The organism is Streptomyces sp. BF23-19 (assembly GCF_041106355.1).
Classification (GTDB): Bacteria; Actinomycetota; Actinomycetes; order Streptomycetales; family Streptomycetaceae; genus Streptomyces; species Streptomyces virginiae_A.
Genome location: NZ_JBGBPT010000033.1, coordinates 37,785 through 55,744, shown reverse-complemented (window position 1 = coordinate 55,744; position 17,960 = coordinate 37,785). Strand labels below are relative to the sequence as shown.

The window sequence follows — 17,960 nt, the reverse complement described above, 5'->3', positions numbered from 1 at the left end:
GCTGCGACCAGTGCGTGTCGGTGCCGACCGTCGAATCGTCGAATGTGCTTCTGCCATTCCGAGGGCGCAACGTCCATGCCCGTCATCCGCGTTCAAGAACGCGGATCGGTAGCTGCTGCCAGCATGGCGGAGGTGGCGAGTACGCGCGCGAAGTCGGCCACCGCGACCTCGTCCGAGCGTGCGAGGACACCGGCTAGCGAGGGCAGCGGGCGATCCTCGGAAGCCGTGACGAGGCGAGGAGTCGATCAAGTGCCGGCACGCCGTCGGCGCCTGCGCGGTGCTGGCGGCGGTGGACCGGCCGGCCGTGCTGGGCGTCGCGGCCTTCCTGGCCGGTTGCGCCTCCACCCTGCACAAGCCCGCCGGGACCGTGGTCGTCGCACAGACACTGCCGGAGAGCGAGCACGTGCGGGCCTTCGGCCTGCTGTACTGGGCGTCGAACATCGGGGCCGCGATCTCCCCGGCCGTCTCCGGCTTCCTCCTGTCCGCCTCGGGCTACTGGCTCGTCGCGCTCAACATCACCACCGCGCTCGCCTACGCCGGCCTGGCGCACCGGCTGCCCGGGCCCCGGCCGCGGGCCGAGGCCGCCCCGAAGGGCGTGGCGGACGAGGCGGGCGCGGCGGACGAGGCCGGCGACGGCGGGCGGGAGACCCTGCGGGGACTGCTCGCGCCGTTCCGCAGCCCCGCGACGGCGTGGTTCCTCGCGCTCTCGTTCTGTCTGGCCGCGATCTACCTGCAGAAGCAGTCGGCACTGCCGCTCGACATGAAGGCGCACGGCCTGTCCTCGCAGGTCTACGGCCTGGTGGTGTCGCTCAACGGATTCCTGATCATCACCACCCAGCCGCTGGTCTCCCGGCTGACCCGGCGGCTCGCCGTGGACGTCCAGTTCCTGTGCGCGGCGGTCCTGGTGGCGGTCGGCTTCGGGGCCAACGCGGTGGCCGCGGGGCCGTGGACGTACGCCGCCGCCCTGGTGGTCTGGACGGTCGGCGAGATGCTGCTCGTCCCGCAGGCCTCCGCGTTCCTGGTCCGCCACGCGCCGCCGGGCCGGGCCGGGTCGTACCAGGGCGCGTACGGGTTCGTCTGGAACCTGGGGCTCGTGGTCGGCGCCCCCCTCGGGATGGCGGTCCTGCAGACCTGGGGCTCCGCCGCACTGTGGACGGGCGCTCTGCTCCTGGGCCTGTCCACGGCGGCGGCCCACGCCCTGACGATGCTCCGTACCCGCCGCCGAGCGCGCCCCGATCGGCACGACACCCCCTAGCCTGGGCGGGCTGGGATGCGCGTGCTGCGTGCGAAGGGCGGAGGGCGGACGGGTGGGCGTGGGACCGGGTGAGCGGTGGGAATGGCCGGGTCGGAGCCTGCTCGGAGTGTTGTCCGCTCCCGCACGGACGGAATTACTCGCGCTCGGCTCCGAGTCGACGCTCGACTCCGGCGGCGTACTGCTCACCGAGGGCGCCACCGATCGGCATCTGTACGTGATCCTCAGCGGGTTCGCCAAGGTCACCGCGACCGTCGAGAACGGGCAGGAGTCGCTGCTCGCCGTTCGGGTCGGCGGGGACAGCGTCGGCGAGATGGCCGCGCTCGACGGCGCGCCGCGGTCGGCCGGAGTGGTGGCCTGCGGGCCGCTGCGGGCGCGGGTGATCGGGCCCGGGGCCCTGCACGCGCTCATGCTGCGGCGGCCCGAGGTGGCGATGGCGCTGACCCGGATCGTGGCCGACCGGCTGCGCTGGGCCAACCGGCGGCGGCTCGAATTCCGCGGGTACCCGGTCAAGGTGCGCCTCGCGCGGCTCCTGGTGGAGCTCGCCATGGCGTACGGGCGACCCGAGGCGGGCGGTGGCCGTGTGATCGGCTTCCAGCTCACCCAGCCCGAACTCGCCGCGCTCACCGGCGCCGCGGAGACCACCGTGCACAAGGGACTGCGCGAGCTACGGGACGAGGGGCTGCTCGGCACCGGATACCGCACCACCACCGTGCACGACCTCGCCCGGCTCGCCCGGGTGGCCGAACTCGCCGAACCCGTGGCGCCGCCCGCCCCGCGCCGGCCCCGGGGATCAGCCGAGCAGCGGCCGTAGCAGCAGGCAGAGACCGGCGGTGGCACCCATCACCGCGGTGCACACCACGGCGGCCGTGACACAGCGGTACTTGCGCAGGGCCACCTCGGAGAGGAAGCGGATCACCGCGCGCAGCTGCCGTTCGTCCTCGGCGGTGGCGACGCCGGTGTCGATGCCGGGGGCCATGTCGGCGGTGGGCGGCGACGGGTCCGAGGCGGCGGCGAGCCGGACGAAGCTGTAGTCGTTGGCGCCGGTGGGCCGCCAGACGCGCGGCCGGAGCGCCAGCGCGAGCGAGGCCGCGCCGCCGAAGAGGCCGCAGGCGAAGAGGGTCAGCAGCACCCCCGCCAGAACGCCGAGCGGGCCGCCGCGCCGCCAGCCGTCGAACGCCGCCTCGCTCCAGGCGCCCGCCGTTCCCACGAGCGCCGCCTGCACGGCGGAGAGGATGCCGGCCTTGGCGTCGGCGTGCTGGTGCGTGGTCTGCAGGACGGTCAGCATCGTGCGCGAGGCGGGCCCGAGCCGGGCCTCGGCAGGGGTGGGCTCCGCCGTGGGCGCGGCGGGCGGGGTGGCTGTCACGGTACCTCCAACGCGGCTCGTCCGGACTTCCATTGAGCCGCCGGCCCGCCGGGCGGACCAGGCACTTCTACGGGATCGGCCGAGTTCGCGAGATCCCGTATTTCCACGGGGTGCGGGTGGCCGGATCCGGTGTACGACTGGCAGGGCGACCGGCGCTCCACGGGGGTGGGCAACGGTCCGGGAGCGACATGCCGCATCGCTTTGCACCTCGTAACTCTGCTGATTCGCGAGTGAGTTGGAGGTGCGGCATGCTGTGCCTCCCCGATGGCACGGACGAGGAGGACGGGATGTCCGTAGGTGCGATGGGCAGGTTCGACAGGCGGCTTCTGCTCGCCGTCGACGCGCGTGGTTACGGCAGTGCGGACACCGCGCGACAGCGCGATATCCAGACAGTGTTGCCCCGGCTGCTGGCCGACGCCGCCGAGGCGGCCGGGCTCGACCGGGCCTCCTGGGTACGGCAGGCCGCGGGGGACTCCGAGTTCGCCGTGCTCCCGGCCGGTTCCGGCGAACAGGCGCTGGTCGAGCCGTTCATGCGGCGGCTGGACGCCGGGCTGCGGGCGTACAACCGCGACCGGGTGCCCGCCGCCCGGCTCGCGCTGCGCGCCGCCGTGCACTTCGGTCCGGCGTCCGAGGCCCCCAACGGCTTCGTGGGCCCCGGCCCCGTCGAGGTCTCCCGCGTCCTGGAGAGCGACCCCCTGCGCCGGGCCCTCGCCGCGGCCCCGGACGCCGCCCTCGCCGTCGCACTGACCGCGCCGATCTTCACGGAGCTCGTCGCGCAGGGGTACACCAACTTCCGGCCGGAGGAGTTCCGCGAGGTCGTCGTCGAGAAGAAGGAGTACCGGGGGCGGGCCTGGCTGTGGGTGTCGGGGTGCGACGTCCACACGCTGGACCTCGGTGAGCCCGGTGTCGGTGCCAGTTCTGGTTCCGATTCTGATTCCGTTTCCGAGCCGGATTCCGGCTCCGGATCCGACACCGCATCGACTTCCGGATCCACACCGAACTCTGGTTCGGATTCCGGTTCGGATTCCGATTCGGCGGCGGCCGGGGCCGGTGGAGGCGACTCGGTCACCAACAATCTGCACGGAACCGTCTTCAACGGGAACGTCGTCTTCGGCATCTCCAAGTGAGTTGAGTGGACGCGGAGACGGGGTGCACACGTGAGATCCACGGATCGGCCCACGCAGGATCACGGAAGTGGTGGGGAAGGGAACGGCATGTCCGGTGAACCCCGGCAGTTGACCGAGGAGGCGGACGGCACCGCCGATCCCCGCCCCGCCCCCGAGTCGCCCGCGACCCCGGGACCGACCCCCTCCCCGACCCCGCCCACACTCACCTCCCCGTCACCCTCACGAGTGAATTCCGGAGCGAATTCCGGAGCGAATTCCGGAGCGAACCCCGGGGCGGATTCCGGAGCCGATTCCACCGACGGCGACTACCGCGTCTACAACAACTTCTACGGCCCGCAGTACCACGGCCGTGCCCACTTCGGCATCGCCACCGCCGAGCGACCCGGGCGGGCCCGCGCCACCGGCCTCCTCGACGGCGACGAGATCGACGCGCTGCTGCGCTCCTACATCCGCCCCGACTGCTTCGACGACGCGGCCGGCGAGCTCTCCCGTACCGGCATCGTCGTGCTCACCGGCCCCCAGGGCACGGGCAAGCGCTCCGGCGCGGTCGCCCTGCTCCGGGAGACGGTGGGACCCTCCGCCGACTACGTGGTGCTCTCGCCCGACATCGGCCTCGACCAGCTCGCGGAGCGCACCTTCGACGAGGGCGTCGGCTACGTCGTCCTCGACCGCACCGGAACCGCCGGCACCACGGGACCCGGCGGGGCCGGCGGGGCCGGCGGAGTCGCCGGGGCCACCGCGGACACCGCCGGTCCGTCCTCGGACTTCGACTGGCGCCGCGTACGCGACCAGCTGCGCCGCCACCGCGCCCACCTGGTGATCACCACCGTGCACGGCGTGGCCGGGCGCGCGCCCAAGGCCGTACGCCATCTGCCGTGGCGGCCCCCGGTCCTGGACAAGGTGGTCCGGGCCCGGCTGGTCCAGGCCCGCATCCCGCAGGAGATCGTCGACCGGGCCGTCTCCGGCATCCCGCCCCGCTGCCCCATCGCCGTCGTCGCCGAAGCGGCGCAGCGGATCGCGGCGGGCGCCGACCCCGACCAGGCGTGGAAGGAGCACAGCGGCAGCGCGCCGCAGGCGGTCCAGGAGTGGTTCGGCACCGAGGAGGAGCGGAGCCTGCGCGAGATCGCCGAGGTCACCACCCTCGCGTTCGCCCCCGGCATCGGACGGCGCGCCTTCGAATCGCTGCAGGACCTCCTCGAACGGCTCCTCGGGCCGGTCTACTTCACCCCGGAGGTCGCCTCCTCCGCCGACGGCGCGGCCGCCCCCGACACCACGGGGCAGACCGCCGCCCCCGACGGCCAGGACCCGCAGCAGCGCCGCCGCGCCCGCCCGGTGGACCGGCGCCGCTCCCTCTCCCGCAACGCCCTGATCACCACCGAGATGCAGGTCTACGGCGCGACCACCCGCGAGGTCATGGTCTTCGCCGACGCCGAGCTGCGCCGCTGGGTGCTGCAGGCGCTGTGGCGCGATCACCCCACCGAGTACTGGGACGCGGTCCGGCACTGGCTGGACGCGCTCGTCGACGCCGACCCCGACCCCGCCCTCCAGCTGTCCATCGCCTCCGGCCTCACCCTCCTCGGGCACATCGCCTTCGACGAGGTCGTGCAGAGCTACCTCGACCCGTGGGCGCGCGGGGAGAGCGGCGAGACCGGGCAGACCCTCGCGGTGTACGTGCTCTGGTACATGTGCCTGGAGGAGACCCAGGCGGCCGCCGCGCTCACCCTGGCCCGCACCTGGGCCCAGTCCCTCCACCCCACCCTGCGGGGCACCGCGCTGATCGCCTTCAGCGGCCAGCTCGGCGTCACCTTCCCCACCGACGCGGTGAAGTGGCTCTGGGCGGTGCTGCGCAGCGGCGCCCTCGAGAAGCGGGCGGAACGCGAGCACGGTCTACGGGCCTGGGCGCAGCTGTTCCTGACGCTCGTCGACTGCCAGGAGGACGCCGGTATCGTCCTCGACGCCCTGGCGCACCGGATCAGGAAGGAACAGCGCACCCGGTCCGCCGCCTACTCGGCGACCGGCCTGCTCGTCCTCGAGACCACCCTCTGGGTGTTCACCGCCACCGAGCGGCTCTCGGGCCGCCCCGCCGTCGCGCGCCACCTCGCCGACCGGCCCGAAGAGGCCGACGTCGTCGCGGAGTTGTGGGCGACGATCCTCTGCTACCGGCCGCTGCGCCGCAACGCCCTGTCCGCCCTCCTCGTCACGGTCCGTGGCCTGCCCGCCGTGACCTCCGACCCCACCGCTGCGGCCGCGCGACTCGGTCACGCCCTCGCCGCCGCGCTTCCGCAGGTCGAGCACCCCTTGCTGACAAGTGAGTTGGGCCGACTCGCGGTCTCCCGTCCCACTCGCGCCACGGGTCCCGACTGTGTCGCGACCCTGCTCGGCGCCTTGAACAGTGCGAAGGACACCCACCCACGATGACCACGATCCGCAAGACCTATCCCCTGGTCGAGGAGCGCGTGCTAGCCCCCGCGCCCCGCACCGGTCGCCGCTTCTGGAACCAGCCGACCCGCTCGTACGACGAACTGCCCCGCGTCTCCGCCCACCAGGTCCTCGTGTACCGCACCGGCGACCAGTACCTCACCGACCACGGCGTCCGCGGGCCCGGCGACGAGACCGTCCTGAACGCCGGCTCGGTCACCGTCGTCGACTGCCGCACCGCCGTGCCCGTCACCGTCGGCACCGACGTACCGTCCGCCGAGACCGACGGTTTCACCGTCCAGGTCGCCTTCCACTGCACGGTCACCGACCCCGTGGCCGTCGTCCGCGAGGGCGTCGTCGACGTGGAGTCCCGGCTGCTCGGCTATCTCCGGGCGCTGCCCGGGCTCACCGACGTCACCCAGGAATGGCCGCTCGAAGCGGGGAAGGAGGTGTCCCGGCGGCTGACCGCGCGCCTGATCTCGTACCTGGAGATGGAGCCGCCGCGGATCGCCGGTCTCTCCGTCGGCGACCCGTACCTGACGGTGCTCACCCCCGAGGAGTTCGCCACCCAGCAGCGCCGTGCCGACGAGGAGCGGCGCGAACACGAGCACGACCGCGTGAAGGAGGCGGTACGCCGTGAGCGCGAGCAGATGGAGCACGAGCGGGAGAAGGAACGGGAGCGGATGGACGCCGAGCGCAAGGCGCTCGAGATGCGGCACCAGCAGGAACTGGACGACCTCAGGCGGTCGTACACCCAGCGGACCGACGCCGAGGACCAGCACTACACCCACAAGCTCAAGCGCAAGGACAACGAGTTCGACCGCACCGAGGCGCTCAAGGACCTCGACGACTTCGGCACCGACCCGGCCAACACCGACATCCTCGCCCAGCGCCGGGGCGAGATCGGGTACTCAGAGCTGGCCGAGCGCCAGCGCGAGACCGACCGGCTGCGGCGCGAGCGGCAGCGCGAGGACGAGGAGCGCCACTGGGAGAACGCCGAACGCCGGCGCCAGGCCGAGCGGGAGGACCTGCGCTACAGCCTGGAGCGCGAGGACCGGCACCGCGAGGTCGACCGTCAGGACCACCGCGCCGCGCTCGACGCCGCCCGGGAGGAGCAGCGCGAGCAGCGGACCTCGGACCGCGACGACCGGCTGGCGCAGCGCGCGGAGCACCGCGAGGACGTGCTGGCCGACCGGGCCGAGAGGCGGCACCGGGCCGACCGGCGCGACAGCATCAACCAGGAGCTGGGCCGCCAGATGATCAACCGCGGCCTCCTCGACAACGCGCCGATCGACGCGCGCGCCTTCGTCGAGCGCCTCAGCACCGGGCAGGGCCTCCTGGACCAGGACCCACCCACCGCCGGGCAGGTGACCGGCGCGACCGACACCCCGCAGCTGAAGGAGGGCGACGGCACCTCCTCCCGGGACCGTTCCGACGAGCGCCGCCGCCCGTACGAGAAGGACGAGTACGGGCGTGAGTACGACCCGGGCGACGGCCGACGTGACGATCGGTACGGGAACGACCGGTACGAGGACGACCGGTACGGCGACGGGGGCGGGCGCACCGACCGGCCCGCCCGCGACGGCGGCACCGACCGGGACCGCGACGGCGCGGGCGACGAGGACGGCGCCCGCTCCGCGCGCCGCCCCCTGATCGCCGACGACGACCTCGGTGAAGCGGGGAGGGAGGAGCGTGGCCGCTGACACCCCCGTCCGCCCGCCCGAGGAGGAGTACGACGCCTGGGCGGCCGAGACCCGCCCCGCCCACCGCGCGTACCGCACCTGGGGAGGCCGCGGCCCCGCCGTGTTCCTGCGCCGACTGATCGGCATCCGCGAGGAGATCCTCGACCGCGAGAGCGCCGAGCGGGCCCGCTACACGTGGTACGGCGCCATCGTCCTCAACACCGCGCTGCTCGGCGGTGCCTCCATGGCCATGGCGATCTCCACGATCCGCGAGGGCACGCCGGTCGCGGTGGCGATCGTCGTCGGTCTGGTCTGGGCGTGGATCGTGCTGGCCCTGGACAGCTGGCTGGTCTCCAGCACCCACGGTTACACCGGCGGACGGGCGGTCCGCATGCTGGTGCCCCGGCTGTTCCTCTCCTTGGTGCTCGGGCTCACCATCGCCGAGCCGCTGTTGTTCCAGATCTTCGACCGGGAGATACGTCAGGAGATGGCGGTCGACAGGGAGCGCGACCTCGCCGACTTCCGGGGCGACCTCACTGCCTGCAACCCCCTCGACGGCAAGGACACGACCGACCGCGCCGCGTGCGGAGACTTCCACCTGACGGTGCCGGGCGCGCCGGCCTCGATCAAGGCGGACATCGACGACAACACCGCCGCCACCGCCCGACTCGACGGGCAGATCAAGACCTACAACGACAACCTCGGTCAGAAACTGCAGACCGAGCGCGACGAGTGCGCCAAGGACCGCTGGATCCGGCGCGGCAACGGCTGGGACACCAGCGAGACCTGTGAGCGCGCCCGCGCCGACACCGGCGCGTACAAGGCGACGGGCAAGGTCGCCGAGTACGAGGCGAAGCGCGCCGAACTCGTCGCCAAGGGCAACGTCCTGTCCGAGACGCTGATCGACGCCGGGACCGCCTACCGCGTGGACGTCAAGAAGGCGATCGACGCCAAGGTCGCCGATCGGCAGAAGTCGCAGCAGCACGACGGACTGTTGATGCGCGCCGACGCCCTGTCCACGGTGGCCTGGTCCGACGGTTTCGCGCTCTTCATGATGTTCCTGCTGCACGCCGTGCTGCTGCTGGTCGACGCCATGCCGGTGCTCGCCAAGCTGATGAGCGGCCCGTCCGAGTACGACCGCCGGCTCGCGGAGCGGCGCGAGGCCAACAAGCGCATGCACCTGGACGACCAGGAGGCGCAGCGCCGGGTCGACGCCATCGACCACGAGGTCCGGCAGTACGCGGCCGAGGTGTGGGCCGAGGAGGACAAGGCCCGGCTGGGGCACGACCACTACAAGGCGCGCACCGAGCACGCCCGCATGGTCCGCGAGGAGCTCGACGCCCGCACCGCCCGACTCCTGGGCGAATGACGCACGACGGTGACCGGTTGCTCCGACCGCCCCGGCGGCCGCGGCGACCGGTCACCGTCGCGTCCGGCGGATCGGCAGGGGATCGACCCGGTCGGGGTCCGGCCCTCGCGGCGCTGCCACCGTGGCCGCGGTGGCAGGATGCGCGGACAAGGAGAGAGGGGCCGGGGCCGGATGGGGCGCAGGGAGCGGGAGGCGGTCGCCCGGGGTGCACGGCTGTACGAGGCCGCGCGGGCGGTGGTCGGGGCGCGGGGGCTCGGGCGGCGGTTCGGGCGGTTGTGGGCCGCGTACGCCGTCAGCGCGTTCGGCACCTCGCTCGGTTTCGGCGCGTTCCCGCTGATGGCGATCCTCGTACTGGACTCCGGGCCGGCCCAGGTGGCGGCGCTGGCCGCGGCGGGGCGGGTGCTGGGGGCCGTGCTCGCGGTGCCGCTCGGTCCCTGGGTGGAGCCGCGCCGCAAGCGGCCGGTCATGGTGGGGGCCGACCTGACCCGGTTCGTCGCGCTGATCAGCGTCCCCGTGGCGTTCGCGCTCGGGTGGCTCGGGTTCGCCCAGCTCCTGTTCGTGTCGGTCGTCGTCGCCGCGGCGGACATCGCCTTCAAGGCGGCCGCCGGCGCGTATCTGAAGACGCTCGTGCCGGCGGCCGACCTGCTCGTCGCGAACAGCCGGTTCGAGTCGACGACGTGGACCGCGACCATGGTCGGACCACCGCTCGGCGGGGCCCTGATCGGGATGTTCGGCCCGGTGGTGACCGTGGTCGCCGACGCGGTCAGCTACCTGCTCTCGGCGCTGGGCATCCGGTCCGTCGGCGGGACGGAACCGAGCCCCGGGCGGGCGGCCGGGTCGCCGCGGCTGCGCGCGGGCGATCTGCTCGAAGGGTGGCGCCACATCCTCGGCCACCCCGTGCTGCGCCCGCTGTTCCTCAACGCGATCGCCGTCAACGGCCTGATCATGGCCTCCGAGCCGCTGCTCGCCCTGCTCCTGCTGCGTGGTCTCGGGTTCGCGCCCTGGCAGTACGGTCTCGTCTTCGCGCTCCCCTGCATCGGCGGCCTCGTCGGCTCACGCCTCGCACCCCGGCTCGTGGCCCGGTACGGGCGGCACCGGGTGCTCCGCACCGCCGGAGCGCTGCGCGCGTGCTGGCCGCTCGGGCTGGCGTTCGTCCCGCCCGGCATCCCCGGGATGGCGCTCGTCATCACCGTCCAGTTCGGCCTGGTGGCCTGCTGCGGCCTGTTCAATCCGGTGCTCGCCACCTACCGGCTCACCCATGTCGACCCCGGCCGGCTCGCCCGCACCCAGGCCGCCTGGGCGATCAGCAGCAGCGTCACCATCGCCGCCCTGACCGCCGGGTGGGGCGTGCTGGCCGTCGTCACCGGCCCCCGCACCGCGATCGCGGCCGCCGGGGTCCTCCTCCTGGCCACCCCGCTGCTGCTGCCGCGCGAGAAGCAACTGTCTTGCGGCGCAAGGTAGTAGATGACTATCTTGTACCGCATGACAAAGGAGCCGACCGCGACCGCCGACCAACGGCGCAGCCAGCTCCTGCGCGGAGTGCTCGACCTCTGCCTGCTGTCCCTGATCGCCGAACGCCCCAGGTACGGCTTCGAGTTCGCCGAGGCGCTCGCCGAGGGTGGGCTCGACCTCGTCAGCGACGGCAGCATCTATCCGCTGCTCGCGCGGATGGAGCGGGCGGGGCTCATCTCCTCGTACCGTGCTCCGTCGCCCAGTGGCGGCGCCCCGCGCAAGTACTACCGACCGACCGAGGCCGGGCGTGCCGAGCTGACCGCGGGGCGGGCCGGCTGGCAGTCCTTCGTCGGGCCCGTCGGTCGGATCCTGAGCGTCGGTACGCAATCCACGGGGGAAGGCACACCATGACGAACGAGCAGATACTCGCGGCCTGCCGCAGCAACTGGGGGTACCGCGGCGTCGCCGAGGCGGACATGCGGGAGATGCTCGACGAGCTCTCCGCGCACCTGGAGGACGCGGAGGCCGCCGGGCGCACCGGGCAGGACGTCGTCGGCCCGGACGTACGGGCCTTCGCCGCGGCCTGGGCGCGCGAGCGTGCCCCCTTCACCCACCGGGCCCTGCGCACGACGGCCATGGCCTGCTACGTCCTCGGCTGGCTTCCGCTCCTCACGTTCCTGGTCCGCCGGACCACCGAGATGGACGTACGCGCCCACTACCTCGCCTTCTGGGTGGCCATCGGCGCGGTCACCGTCGCCTGGGAGCTGCGCCGGGGCACCATGCGCATGCGCCACCAGTGGCTGCTCTCCCTGGCCGTCGGTCTGCCCGTGCTGATCCTCGTGAAGCGACTGGCCGGCGAGAGGGTGCTGTTCACGCTCCCGCTGTGGGTCGCGCCGCTCCTGCTGCTGCCCGCGCTGCCGTACGTGTACGCCGACATGCGGGCCCGTCGGAACGCCAAGGGTGGCTCAACTCAAGCGCTCTGAAGATTACTTGACGGTACGTCTGGTACGCGCGCCGCGAGGTTGGCACGATCTGGTGATCACATGCCCTGCCTGCGACGCAAGGAGAGTGCCGGCGCGATGGAGAACGCAAGGGTCCTGATATCCGGAGCCGGAATCGCCGGTACCGCGCTGGCCTACTGGCTCCGCGCGCACGGTTTCCGGCCGACCGTGGTGGAGCGGGCCCCCGCGATCCGCGACGGCGGCTACAAGGTCGACATCCGGGGTGCGGCCCTGGACGTGGTGACCCGGATGGGGCTGCGGGAGGAGATCCGCAAGCTGCGTACGGACGTACGGGGCGGCTCGATCGTCAACGCCGCCGGCAAACGCGTGGCGAGCATGGACGGCGACACCTTCGGCGGCCGGCAGCGGGAGGACGCCGAGATCCTGCGCGGCGACCTGAACCGCCTGCTCCACGAGTCGGCCGCGGGGGAGGTCGAGTACCTCTTCGACGACGCCGTCGCCGCCGTCGACAACGGCGAAGCGCGCGCGAGGGTGACCTTCGAGAGCGGACGCGTGGAGGACTACGACCTCGTCGTCGGCGCGGACGGGCTGCACTCCGCCACCCGCGCGCTGGTCTTCGGCGACGAGGCGCGCTTCGTCCACGACCTCGGCCACCACGTCTGCGTCTTCAGCGTGCCCAACCACCTCGGGCTCGACCGCTGGGAGCTCACCTACGTGGGCCCCGGCCGCACCGCCCTCACCTACAGCACGGCCCGGGACGACGGCGCCAAGGCCATGTTCCTCTTCGCCTCCGGACCGCTGGAGTACGACCGGCGCGACCGGGCGAGCCAGCAGCGGCTGCTCGCCGAGGCCTACGCCGCCGAGGGCTGGGAGGTGCCCCGGCTGCTCGACGGCATGGACGGGGCCACCGACTTCTACTTCGACTCGCTCAGCCAGGTCCGGATGGACCGCTGGTCCACCGGCCGGGTGGTGCTGCTCGGCGACGCCGCCTACTGCGCCTCGCCCGCCTCGGGGCAGGGCACCGGCCTCGCGCTGGTCGGCGCGTACGTCCTGGCCGGCGAGCTCGCGGCGGCCGGCGGCCGGCACTCCGCCGCGCTGGCCGCGTACGAGCGGGAGATGCGGCCGTTCGTCGAGCGGAACCAGAAGCTCGGTCCGGCCAACATCAAGCGGATGGTGCTGCGCAGCGCCGGGCAGGTACGGATGTCCATGGCGGTGCTGTCGCTGCTGGGCCGCCTCCCGGGCAAGGACCGGCTCATGGCCAAGGCCGTCGAGCCGATCCACCGGGCCGCCACCGCCATCACGCTCAAGCAGTACTGAAGGGGATCACAGACCGCGGACCGCGGCGACCGTGAAGGTGGTCGGGGTCCCCGAGCCGGGGGACATGGGGCCGCCCTTGTCGAACTGGGAACGGACCACCAGCGTGCGCCCCGGGGTGTGCACGAGGGTCGTCGGGATCTGCAGGGACGGGTCCGTGATCGTCCGGGTGAGGCGGGCCCGGGTGCCGTCCCCGCGGACCTGCCAGCGGGTCAGCGTGTTGGTGATGTTGTGCGCCACGCGCAGGGTGCCGTCGGGGGAGAGGTCGAGGCCGTCGGCGGCCTTCAGGTCGCCGCCGCCGAGGTCGACGCGGCGGACGGCGCCGGTGCGCAGGTCGACGCGGTAGAGGTCGCCCGCCGTCATGTCGACGGTGAGGAGGTAGCGGCCCGACCGGTCGGCGACGATGCCGTTGAGGCTAAAGCCCCCGCCCGGCCGGGGGCGCAGGGCCGGGGTGAGGTCGTAGGCCGCGGTCAGGGTCCCGCTCCCGGCGGCCAGTTGTTCGGGGGTCACGCGGTAGATCACCCCGCGGACGCTGTCGGTGAGGTACGCGGTGCCGTCCGGGGCGAAGGCCAGGTCGTTGACGAAGTGCGCGGGGGCGCCGGCCCCCTGGGCCACCTCGAAGTGGGCCAGTCGGGACCCGCCGGCGGTGTCGTAGACCGCCACGCCCGCGGTGGAGTCGGTGACCCACAGGCGGCCGAGGGCGTCGACGCGCAGGCCGTTCGCCGTGCGGCGGCCGTCGGTGCCGGAGGGCAGGAACACCTCGGCCTCGCCCCGGCCGGGGCGGGCCCGGTAGACGGTGCCGTCCGCGTACGAGCCGACGTAGACGGTGCGGGTACGGGGGTCGGCGGCGATGCCCTCCGGGTAGACCTTCCCGCCGGGCAGGGCGAAGGCCGTGGATATTCGGGCGTCGCCGGCCGGAGCGTGCGCCTGTGCGGGGGCCGCCGTCAGGGCGAGGGTCAGGGCCATGACCGTCGCCGCGGTCACGGCGGGGGCCAGGGCGGGGGTCAGGGCGGAGGTGAGGCCGGCGGGCAGGAACGACTTCGTCTTCATGGGTGTCCTCTATCGATCAGGTGAAGGCGAATGTATGTTAGAGCTCTAATGCTTGCAAGGGTGGCCGTAGGATGCGGGCATGACCTCCATGGCCCCCGAGGAGCGCATCGGCTCTCACCTCAAGCGTGCTGAGCAGGCGCTTCTCGCGGCGAAGAACACGGCGTGCAAGCCGGCCGCAGTAACGGTTCCGCAGTACGCCGCGCTGCTCTGGCTGGCCGAGAAGCCGGGCATCTCGGCCGCCGCGCTCGCCCGCCTGTGCGGGGTGACGCCCCCGACCATGAACACCGTGCTGAAGAACCTCCAGGAGCGCGGGCTCATCGAACGCACCCCGCACGAATGGCACCGCAACGTGCTGGAGACCCGGCTCACGGACGAGGGTCGTACGGTGATGGAGCTGGCGGACTCGGGCGCGGTGCGGGTGGAGCGGGCGCTCGCCGCCGCGTTCACCGGCGAGGAACGGGAGCTGCTGATCCAACTGCTCGGGCGGTGCGCGGAGGCGCTCGACGCCCAGCGCTGAGGCGGCCGGCCGGTCGAGGGCGCCCCGCGTGACTTTGCTCGCTCTTGGAACTACGCGACGGTTTCGTACATCAGAACCAGGGGGTGTCCTGTCGGTCGGGCCGGATCGCCTCCAGGGGATGTACAGCCGTTCTGCCCTCGGGGGCAGTCATGACCGTTCGGAGCGAAGTCCGTGCACCAGTACCCGCAGCGCCCGCGGCCTGATGGGCAGCCGTCGTACCAGGAGTACCCGCCCCAGGAGCAGTACCAGGGCCACCAGGACTTCCCCGGGTACCCGGGCCCGCCGCAGCAGTACCCCTACCGGCAGCCCGACGGCGAGCGGCCCGCCGCCACCCGGACCCCGGAGCCGAAGCGCTCCCGGCGCCGCATATGGATCGGCGCGACCGTCGCCCTCGCGCTGCTGCTCGGCGGCGGATTCGTCTCCTGGAAGCTCGACTGGTTCTCCGGCAACGGCGAGGACGTGAGCTTCGGGAAGAACACCCCGCCCTCGGCCACGGGCAAGGCGGACCCGAGCGCCCCGGCGACCGCCGCCACGCCCTCCGGCGACCCGGACGTGGCTCTGCCGGTCGGTCCCAAGTCGGGCTTCAAGCAGACCGCCAAGCTCGACGACGGCACGATCATCGCCAAGACCCGCCTCGCCGGCGCGAAGTCCGGCTTCGAGGGCGACGTATGGGTGTGGGCGCCCAAGGAGTACGACGACCCGAAGTACGCGAAGAGCGGCTTCCCGGTCCTCATCGCGCTCCCCGGCGGCAACGGCTTCCCGGACAACTACTGGTCCGACCGCAGCCTCGGCCTCCAGAAGGCCATCAGCGACGGGGTCAAGGCCGGCACCAGCCTGCCGTTCGTCGTGATCATGCCGGTGCTCAACCCGGACGCCAAGTACTACTACGACGGCTCCGACATACCCGGCCAGGCCAAGATGGGCACGTGGATCGCCGAGGACGTCCCGAACTTCGTCAAGGCCAACTTCCGTACGTACAAGTCCCGTGACGGCTGGGCCTTCATGGGCTCCTCCTCCGGCGCCTTCGTCGGCATGAAGACCGTCCTGCAGTACCCGGACCGGTTCAAGGCCGTGATCGCCAGCGGCGGCGAGATCGTTCCGGACTCCCCGCTGTGGAAGGGCCACCAGACGGAGATGGACGCGAACAACCCGGAGAAGCTCGCCCAGAAGCTGATCGACACCAAGGGGCCCGAGGTCTACATCAACTTCCAGATCGGCACCAAGGAGAGCGGGAAGGAGCGGATGACGAAGTTCCAGCAGCAGTACGGCAAGGGACCGGTGAAGATGACCGTCCGCGACATCCAGAACGGTGAGCACAACGGCTGGCACTACGTCCGGGGCATGAAGGAAGGCTCCCTGGAGTGGGTCAGCAAGGTCCTGAAGGGGCCGAAGCCCGAAGTCGGCTGACCGGCCCGGCGGCGCGTCCCCGCCGACCGCGTGGCGCTCGCCACGTCACCCCCGTCCCAGGCAACCCATCCCGTCGTTCATACCTCTGTAAAGGGTGTAAGGGGGACCGATCGGTCCGACCCGCGCCCCTTGTGGGCGCCGGAGAAGGAACGGGACAAAAACCGTGCAGCAAGACCAGCAAGGCGACGGCGGCCCTGTGACCGAGGGCAGCCGTCGCCCCCATCGCCTGCGCATGATTCTGATCAGCGGTGGGCTCGCGCTCACCCTCGCCGGGGCCGGAACGGCGGCCTACCAGTACGGGCTCTTCTCGGACATAGGGGATCCGGTCGCCTTCGGCAAGACCCAGGAGAAGGCCGGGGCGATCGCCGATGTGCCGCCCGAGGTGCAGATGCCGACCGGGCCGAAGGCCTCGTTCGTCCGCACCTCCCGGCTGCCGGACGGCACCCAGATCGGCCGCACCACCCTCACCGGCAAGAAGTCCGGCTTCACGGGTGACGTGTGGGTGTGGGTACCCAAGGAGTACGACGACCCGAGGTACGCCAAGAGCGGCTTCCCGGTCCTGATCTCCCTGCCCGGCGGGCGCGGCTACCCCACCAACTACTGGGGTACGGGTCCCGGCCTCGGCCTGCAGCAGGCCGTGAGCGACGGGGTCAAGGCCGGCACCAGCCTGCCCTTCATCCTGATCATGCCGGTGCACAACGCCGACACCAAGCACCACTTCGACGCCTCGGACATCCCCGGCCAGCCCAAGATGGGCACCTGGATGGTCGAAGACATCCCGGATTTCACGAAGGCCAATTTCCGGACCTTCACGTCCCGCGACGGCTGGGCCTTCATGGGCTCCTCCGCGGGCGGGTTCGGTGCCTTCAAGCACGTCCTCAAGCACCCCGACCGGTTCAAGGCGGCCATCGCGAGCGGGGTCGACATCGTCCCCGACTCCCCGCTGTGGCAGGGGAACAAGGAGGCCATGGACGCCGACAACCCGGAGAAGCTCGCCGGGCGGCTGATCGCGGCGGGCGGCCCGGACGTCTACATCAACTTCCAGATCGGCACCAAGGAGAGCGGCCGCGACAAGGCGGAGAAGTTCATGAACGACTTCGGCAAGGGCCCCGTGCACACTTCGCTGCAGGTGATCCAGGATGGTGAGCACAACGGAAAGTCGTACGTGCGCGGTATGAGGGAGGGCTCCCTGGAGTGGATCAGCAAGGTGATGAAGGCACCGACACCCGATCCCGTCGTGCGATGAGCACGGTGGTGAAGGGGGCGTCGGCGGCCGCCGCGGCGGGGATCGTGGCGGTGTTCGCCGTCGCGTTCCTCAAGGTGCCCGGCGAGCGGCCGGTGCTCCCCTTCCCCACCGTCGGAGTACTCATGGCGGGCGGCGAGCACTGGTGCACGGCGAGCGTCGTCGACAGCCCCGAGGGCAACGTCGTCGCCACCGCCGCGCACTGCGTGGCCCCGGCGGGCGAGGACGGGCAACCGGGCGAGGTGGCCCACGACGGCTTGGCCATCGGCGAGCTCTCCTTCGCCCCGGCCTTCTCCGGCGAGGGCGCCGGCACCCAGCCGCTGGGCGTGTGGAAGGTCAAGTCGATCCACGTGGACGACCGCTGGACGAAATGGGGCGAGGACACGGCCGACTTCGCCTTCCTCACCATCGAGCCGGACGAGGACGGGCGCAGCATCCAGGACGCGGTCGGCGGCGGCGCCGAGGCCCCGAAGCCCGAGTGGACCTCGGGGTACGAGCGGGACGTGACCGTCGTCGGCTACCCGGAGTCCGAGCACAACCCGGAGAACAAGCCCGTCTCCTGCACCACCCAGACCCGCCACGACGAGGACGACCCCGACATGCTCTACATGAGCTGCGCCGGGTTCTGGACGGGGACCAGCGGCAGCCCCTGGATCGCCGATCGGGGCGGCCCGGACCGGGCCGGGCACCTGATCGGGGTGCTGAGCGGCGGGGACACGGACGTGGACTCCACGGCCGCGCTCTTCGACGAGCACGCCAAAGCCCTGTACGAACAGGCCGCGCGGGGCTGAGCGCGCGCCC

At 72.4% G+C, this 17,960-nt stretch carries 16 protein-coding genes; 14 read left to right on the top strand and 2 right to left on the bottom strand.

Annotated elements, in window-relative coordinates:
• Positions 1–244 precede the first annotated feature (244 nt).
• Together AB8A24_RS19950 and AB8A24_RS19945 are read left to right on the top strand one after the other, a co-directional pair.
• Positions 245–1,255, top strand: coding sequence for an MFS transporter (locus AB8A24_RS19950; protein ID WP_369476963.1), 1,011 nt, complete (start codon positions 245–247; stop codon positions 1,253–1,255).
• Between the two features lie 106 nt (positions 1,256–1,361).
• Positions 1,362–2,066, top strand: a complete 705-nt coding sequence (locus tag AB8A24_RS19945) for a Crp/Fnr family transcriptional regulator (RefSeq protein WP_328961845.1) — start codon at positions 1,362–1,364, stop codon at positions 2,064–2,066.
• On the opposite strand, the gene AB8A24_RS19940 is transcribed toward AB8A24_RS19945, so the two are convergent.
• Complete coding sequence (locus tag AB8A24_RS19940) at positions 2,046–2,618, bottom strand: Pycsar system effector family protein (RefSeq protein WP_369476918.1); 573 nt, start codon at positions 2,616–2,618, stop codon at positions 2,046–2,048. The genes AB8A24_RS19945 and AB8A24_RS19940 overlap by 21 nt on opposite strands.
• A gap of 287 nt (positions 2,619–2,905) precedes the next feature.
• Between AB8A24_RS19940 and AB8A24_RS19935 the strand changes: the two genes are divergently transcribed.
• The 8 genes from AB8A24_RS19935 (at position 2,906) to AB8A24_RS19900 (ending at position 12,945) form a co-directional block, all read left to right on the top strand.
• Positions 2,906–3,745, top strand: a complete 840-nt coding sequence (locus tag AB8A24_RS19935) for a hypothetical protein (protein WP_369476916.1) — start codon at positions 2,906–2,908, stop codon at positions 3,743–3,745.
• Positions 3,746–3,832: 87 nt separating this feature from the next.
• Positions 3,833–6,163, top strand: coding sequence for a hypothetical protein (locus AB8A24_RS19930; protein WP_369476914.1), 2,331 nt, complete (start codon positions 3,833–3,835; stop codon positions 6,161–6,163).
• Positions 6,160–7,866, top strand: a complete 1,707-nt coding sequence (locus AB8A24_RS19925; protein WP_328961841.1) for a hypothetical protein — start codon at positions 6,160–6,162, stop codon at positions 7,864–7,866. The genes AB8A24_RS19930 and AB8A24_RS19925 overlap by 4 nt, the downstream gene beginning before the upstream one ends.
• Positions 7,856–9,214 carry a DUF4407 domain-containing protein gene (locus AB8A24_RS19920; protein WP_328961840.1) on the top strand — a complete coding sequence of 453 codons (1,359 nt, stop codon included), beginning with the start codon at positions 7,856–7,858 and terminating at the stop codon, positions 9,212–9,214. Before AB8A24_RS19925 ends, AB8A24_RS19920 begins: the two co-directional genes overlap by 11 nt.
• Positions 9,215–9,448: 234 nt before the next feature.
• A complete protein-coding gene (locus tag AB8A24_RS19915) occupies positions 9,449–10,675 on the top strand; it encodes an MFS transporter (RefSeq protein ID WP_369476961.1) in 1,227 nt (408 codons plus the stop codon).
• A gap of 21 nt (positions 10,676–10,696) precedes the next feature.
• Positions 10,697–11,077: a PadR family transcriptional regulator gene (locus AB8A24_RS19910; RefSeq protein ID WP_328961839.1), complete on the top strand. Its 381-nt coding sequence runs from the start codon at positions 10,697–10,699 to the stop codon at positions 11,075–11,077.
• Complete coding sequence (locus tag AB8A24_RS19905) at positions 11,074–11,649, top strand: hypothetical protein (protein ID WP_328961838.1); 576 nt, start codon at positions 11,074–11,076, stop codon at positions 11,647–11,649. Before AB8A24_RS19910 ends, AB8A24_RS19905 begins: the two co-directional genes overlap by 4 nt.
• Before the next feature lie 96 nt (positions 11,650–11,745).
• Positions 11,746–12,945 (top strand): FAD-dependent monooxygenase, encoded by a 1,200-nt coding sequence (locus AB8A24_RS19900; RefSeq protein WP_328961837.1) that lies wholly within the window; start codon positions 11,746–11,748, stop codon positions 12,943–12,945.
• A gap of 6 nt (positions 12,946–12,951) precedes the next feature.
• Here the strand turns inward: AB8A24_RS19900 and AB8A24_RS19895 are convergent, their stop codons facing one another.
• Positions 12,952–13,992, bottom strand: coding sequence for an SMP-30/gluconolactonase/LRE family protein (locus tag AB8A24_RS19895; protein ID WP_369476911.1), 1,041 nt, complete (start codon positions 13,990–13,992; stop codon positions 12,952–12,954).
• 79 nt (positions 13,993–14,071) lie between these two features.
• On the opposite strand from AB8A24_RS19895, the gene AB8A24_RS19890 reads away from it, so the two are divergent.
• The 4 genes from AB8A24_RS19890 (at position 14,072) to AB8A24_RS19875 (ending at position 17,950) form a co-directional block, all read left to right on the top strand.
• Positions 14,072–14,509 (top strand): MarR family winged helix-turn-helix transcriptional regulator, encoded by a 438-nt coding sequence (locus AB8A24_RS19890; protein WP_266380497.1) that lies wholly within the window; start codon positions 14,072–14,074, stop codon positions 14,507–14,509.
• A 396-nt stretch (positions 14,510–14,905) separates the two neighbouring features.
• Complete coding sequence (locus AB8A24_RS19885) at positions 14,906–15,916, top strand: alpha/beta hydrolase-fold protein (RefSeq protein WP_328965866.1); 1,011 nt, start codon at positions 14,906–14,908, stop codon at positions 15,914–15,916.
• 232 nt (positions 15,917–16,148) lie between these two features.
• Positions 16,149–17,162, top strand: coding sequence for an alpha/beta hydrolase-fold protein (locus AB8A24_RS19880; RefSeq protein ID WP_328961835.1), 1,014 nt, complete (start codon positions 16,149–16,151; stop codon positions 17,160–17,162).
• Positions 17,159–17,950, top strand: a complete 792-nt coding sequence (locus tag AB8A24_RS19875; protein WP_328961834.1) for a trypsin-like peptidase domain-containing protein — start codon at positions 17,159–17,161, stop codon at positions 17,948–17,950. Before AB8A24_RS19880 ends, AB8A24_RS19875 begins: the two co-directional genes overlap by 4 nt.
• Positions 17,951–17,960: the final 10 nt, after the last annotated feature.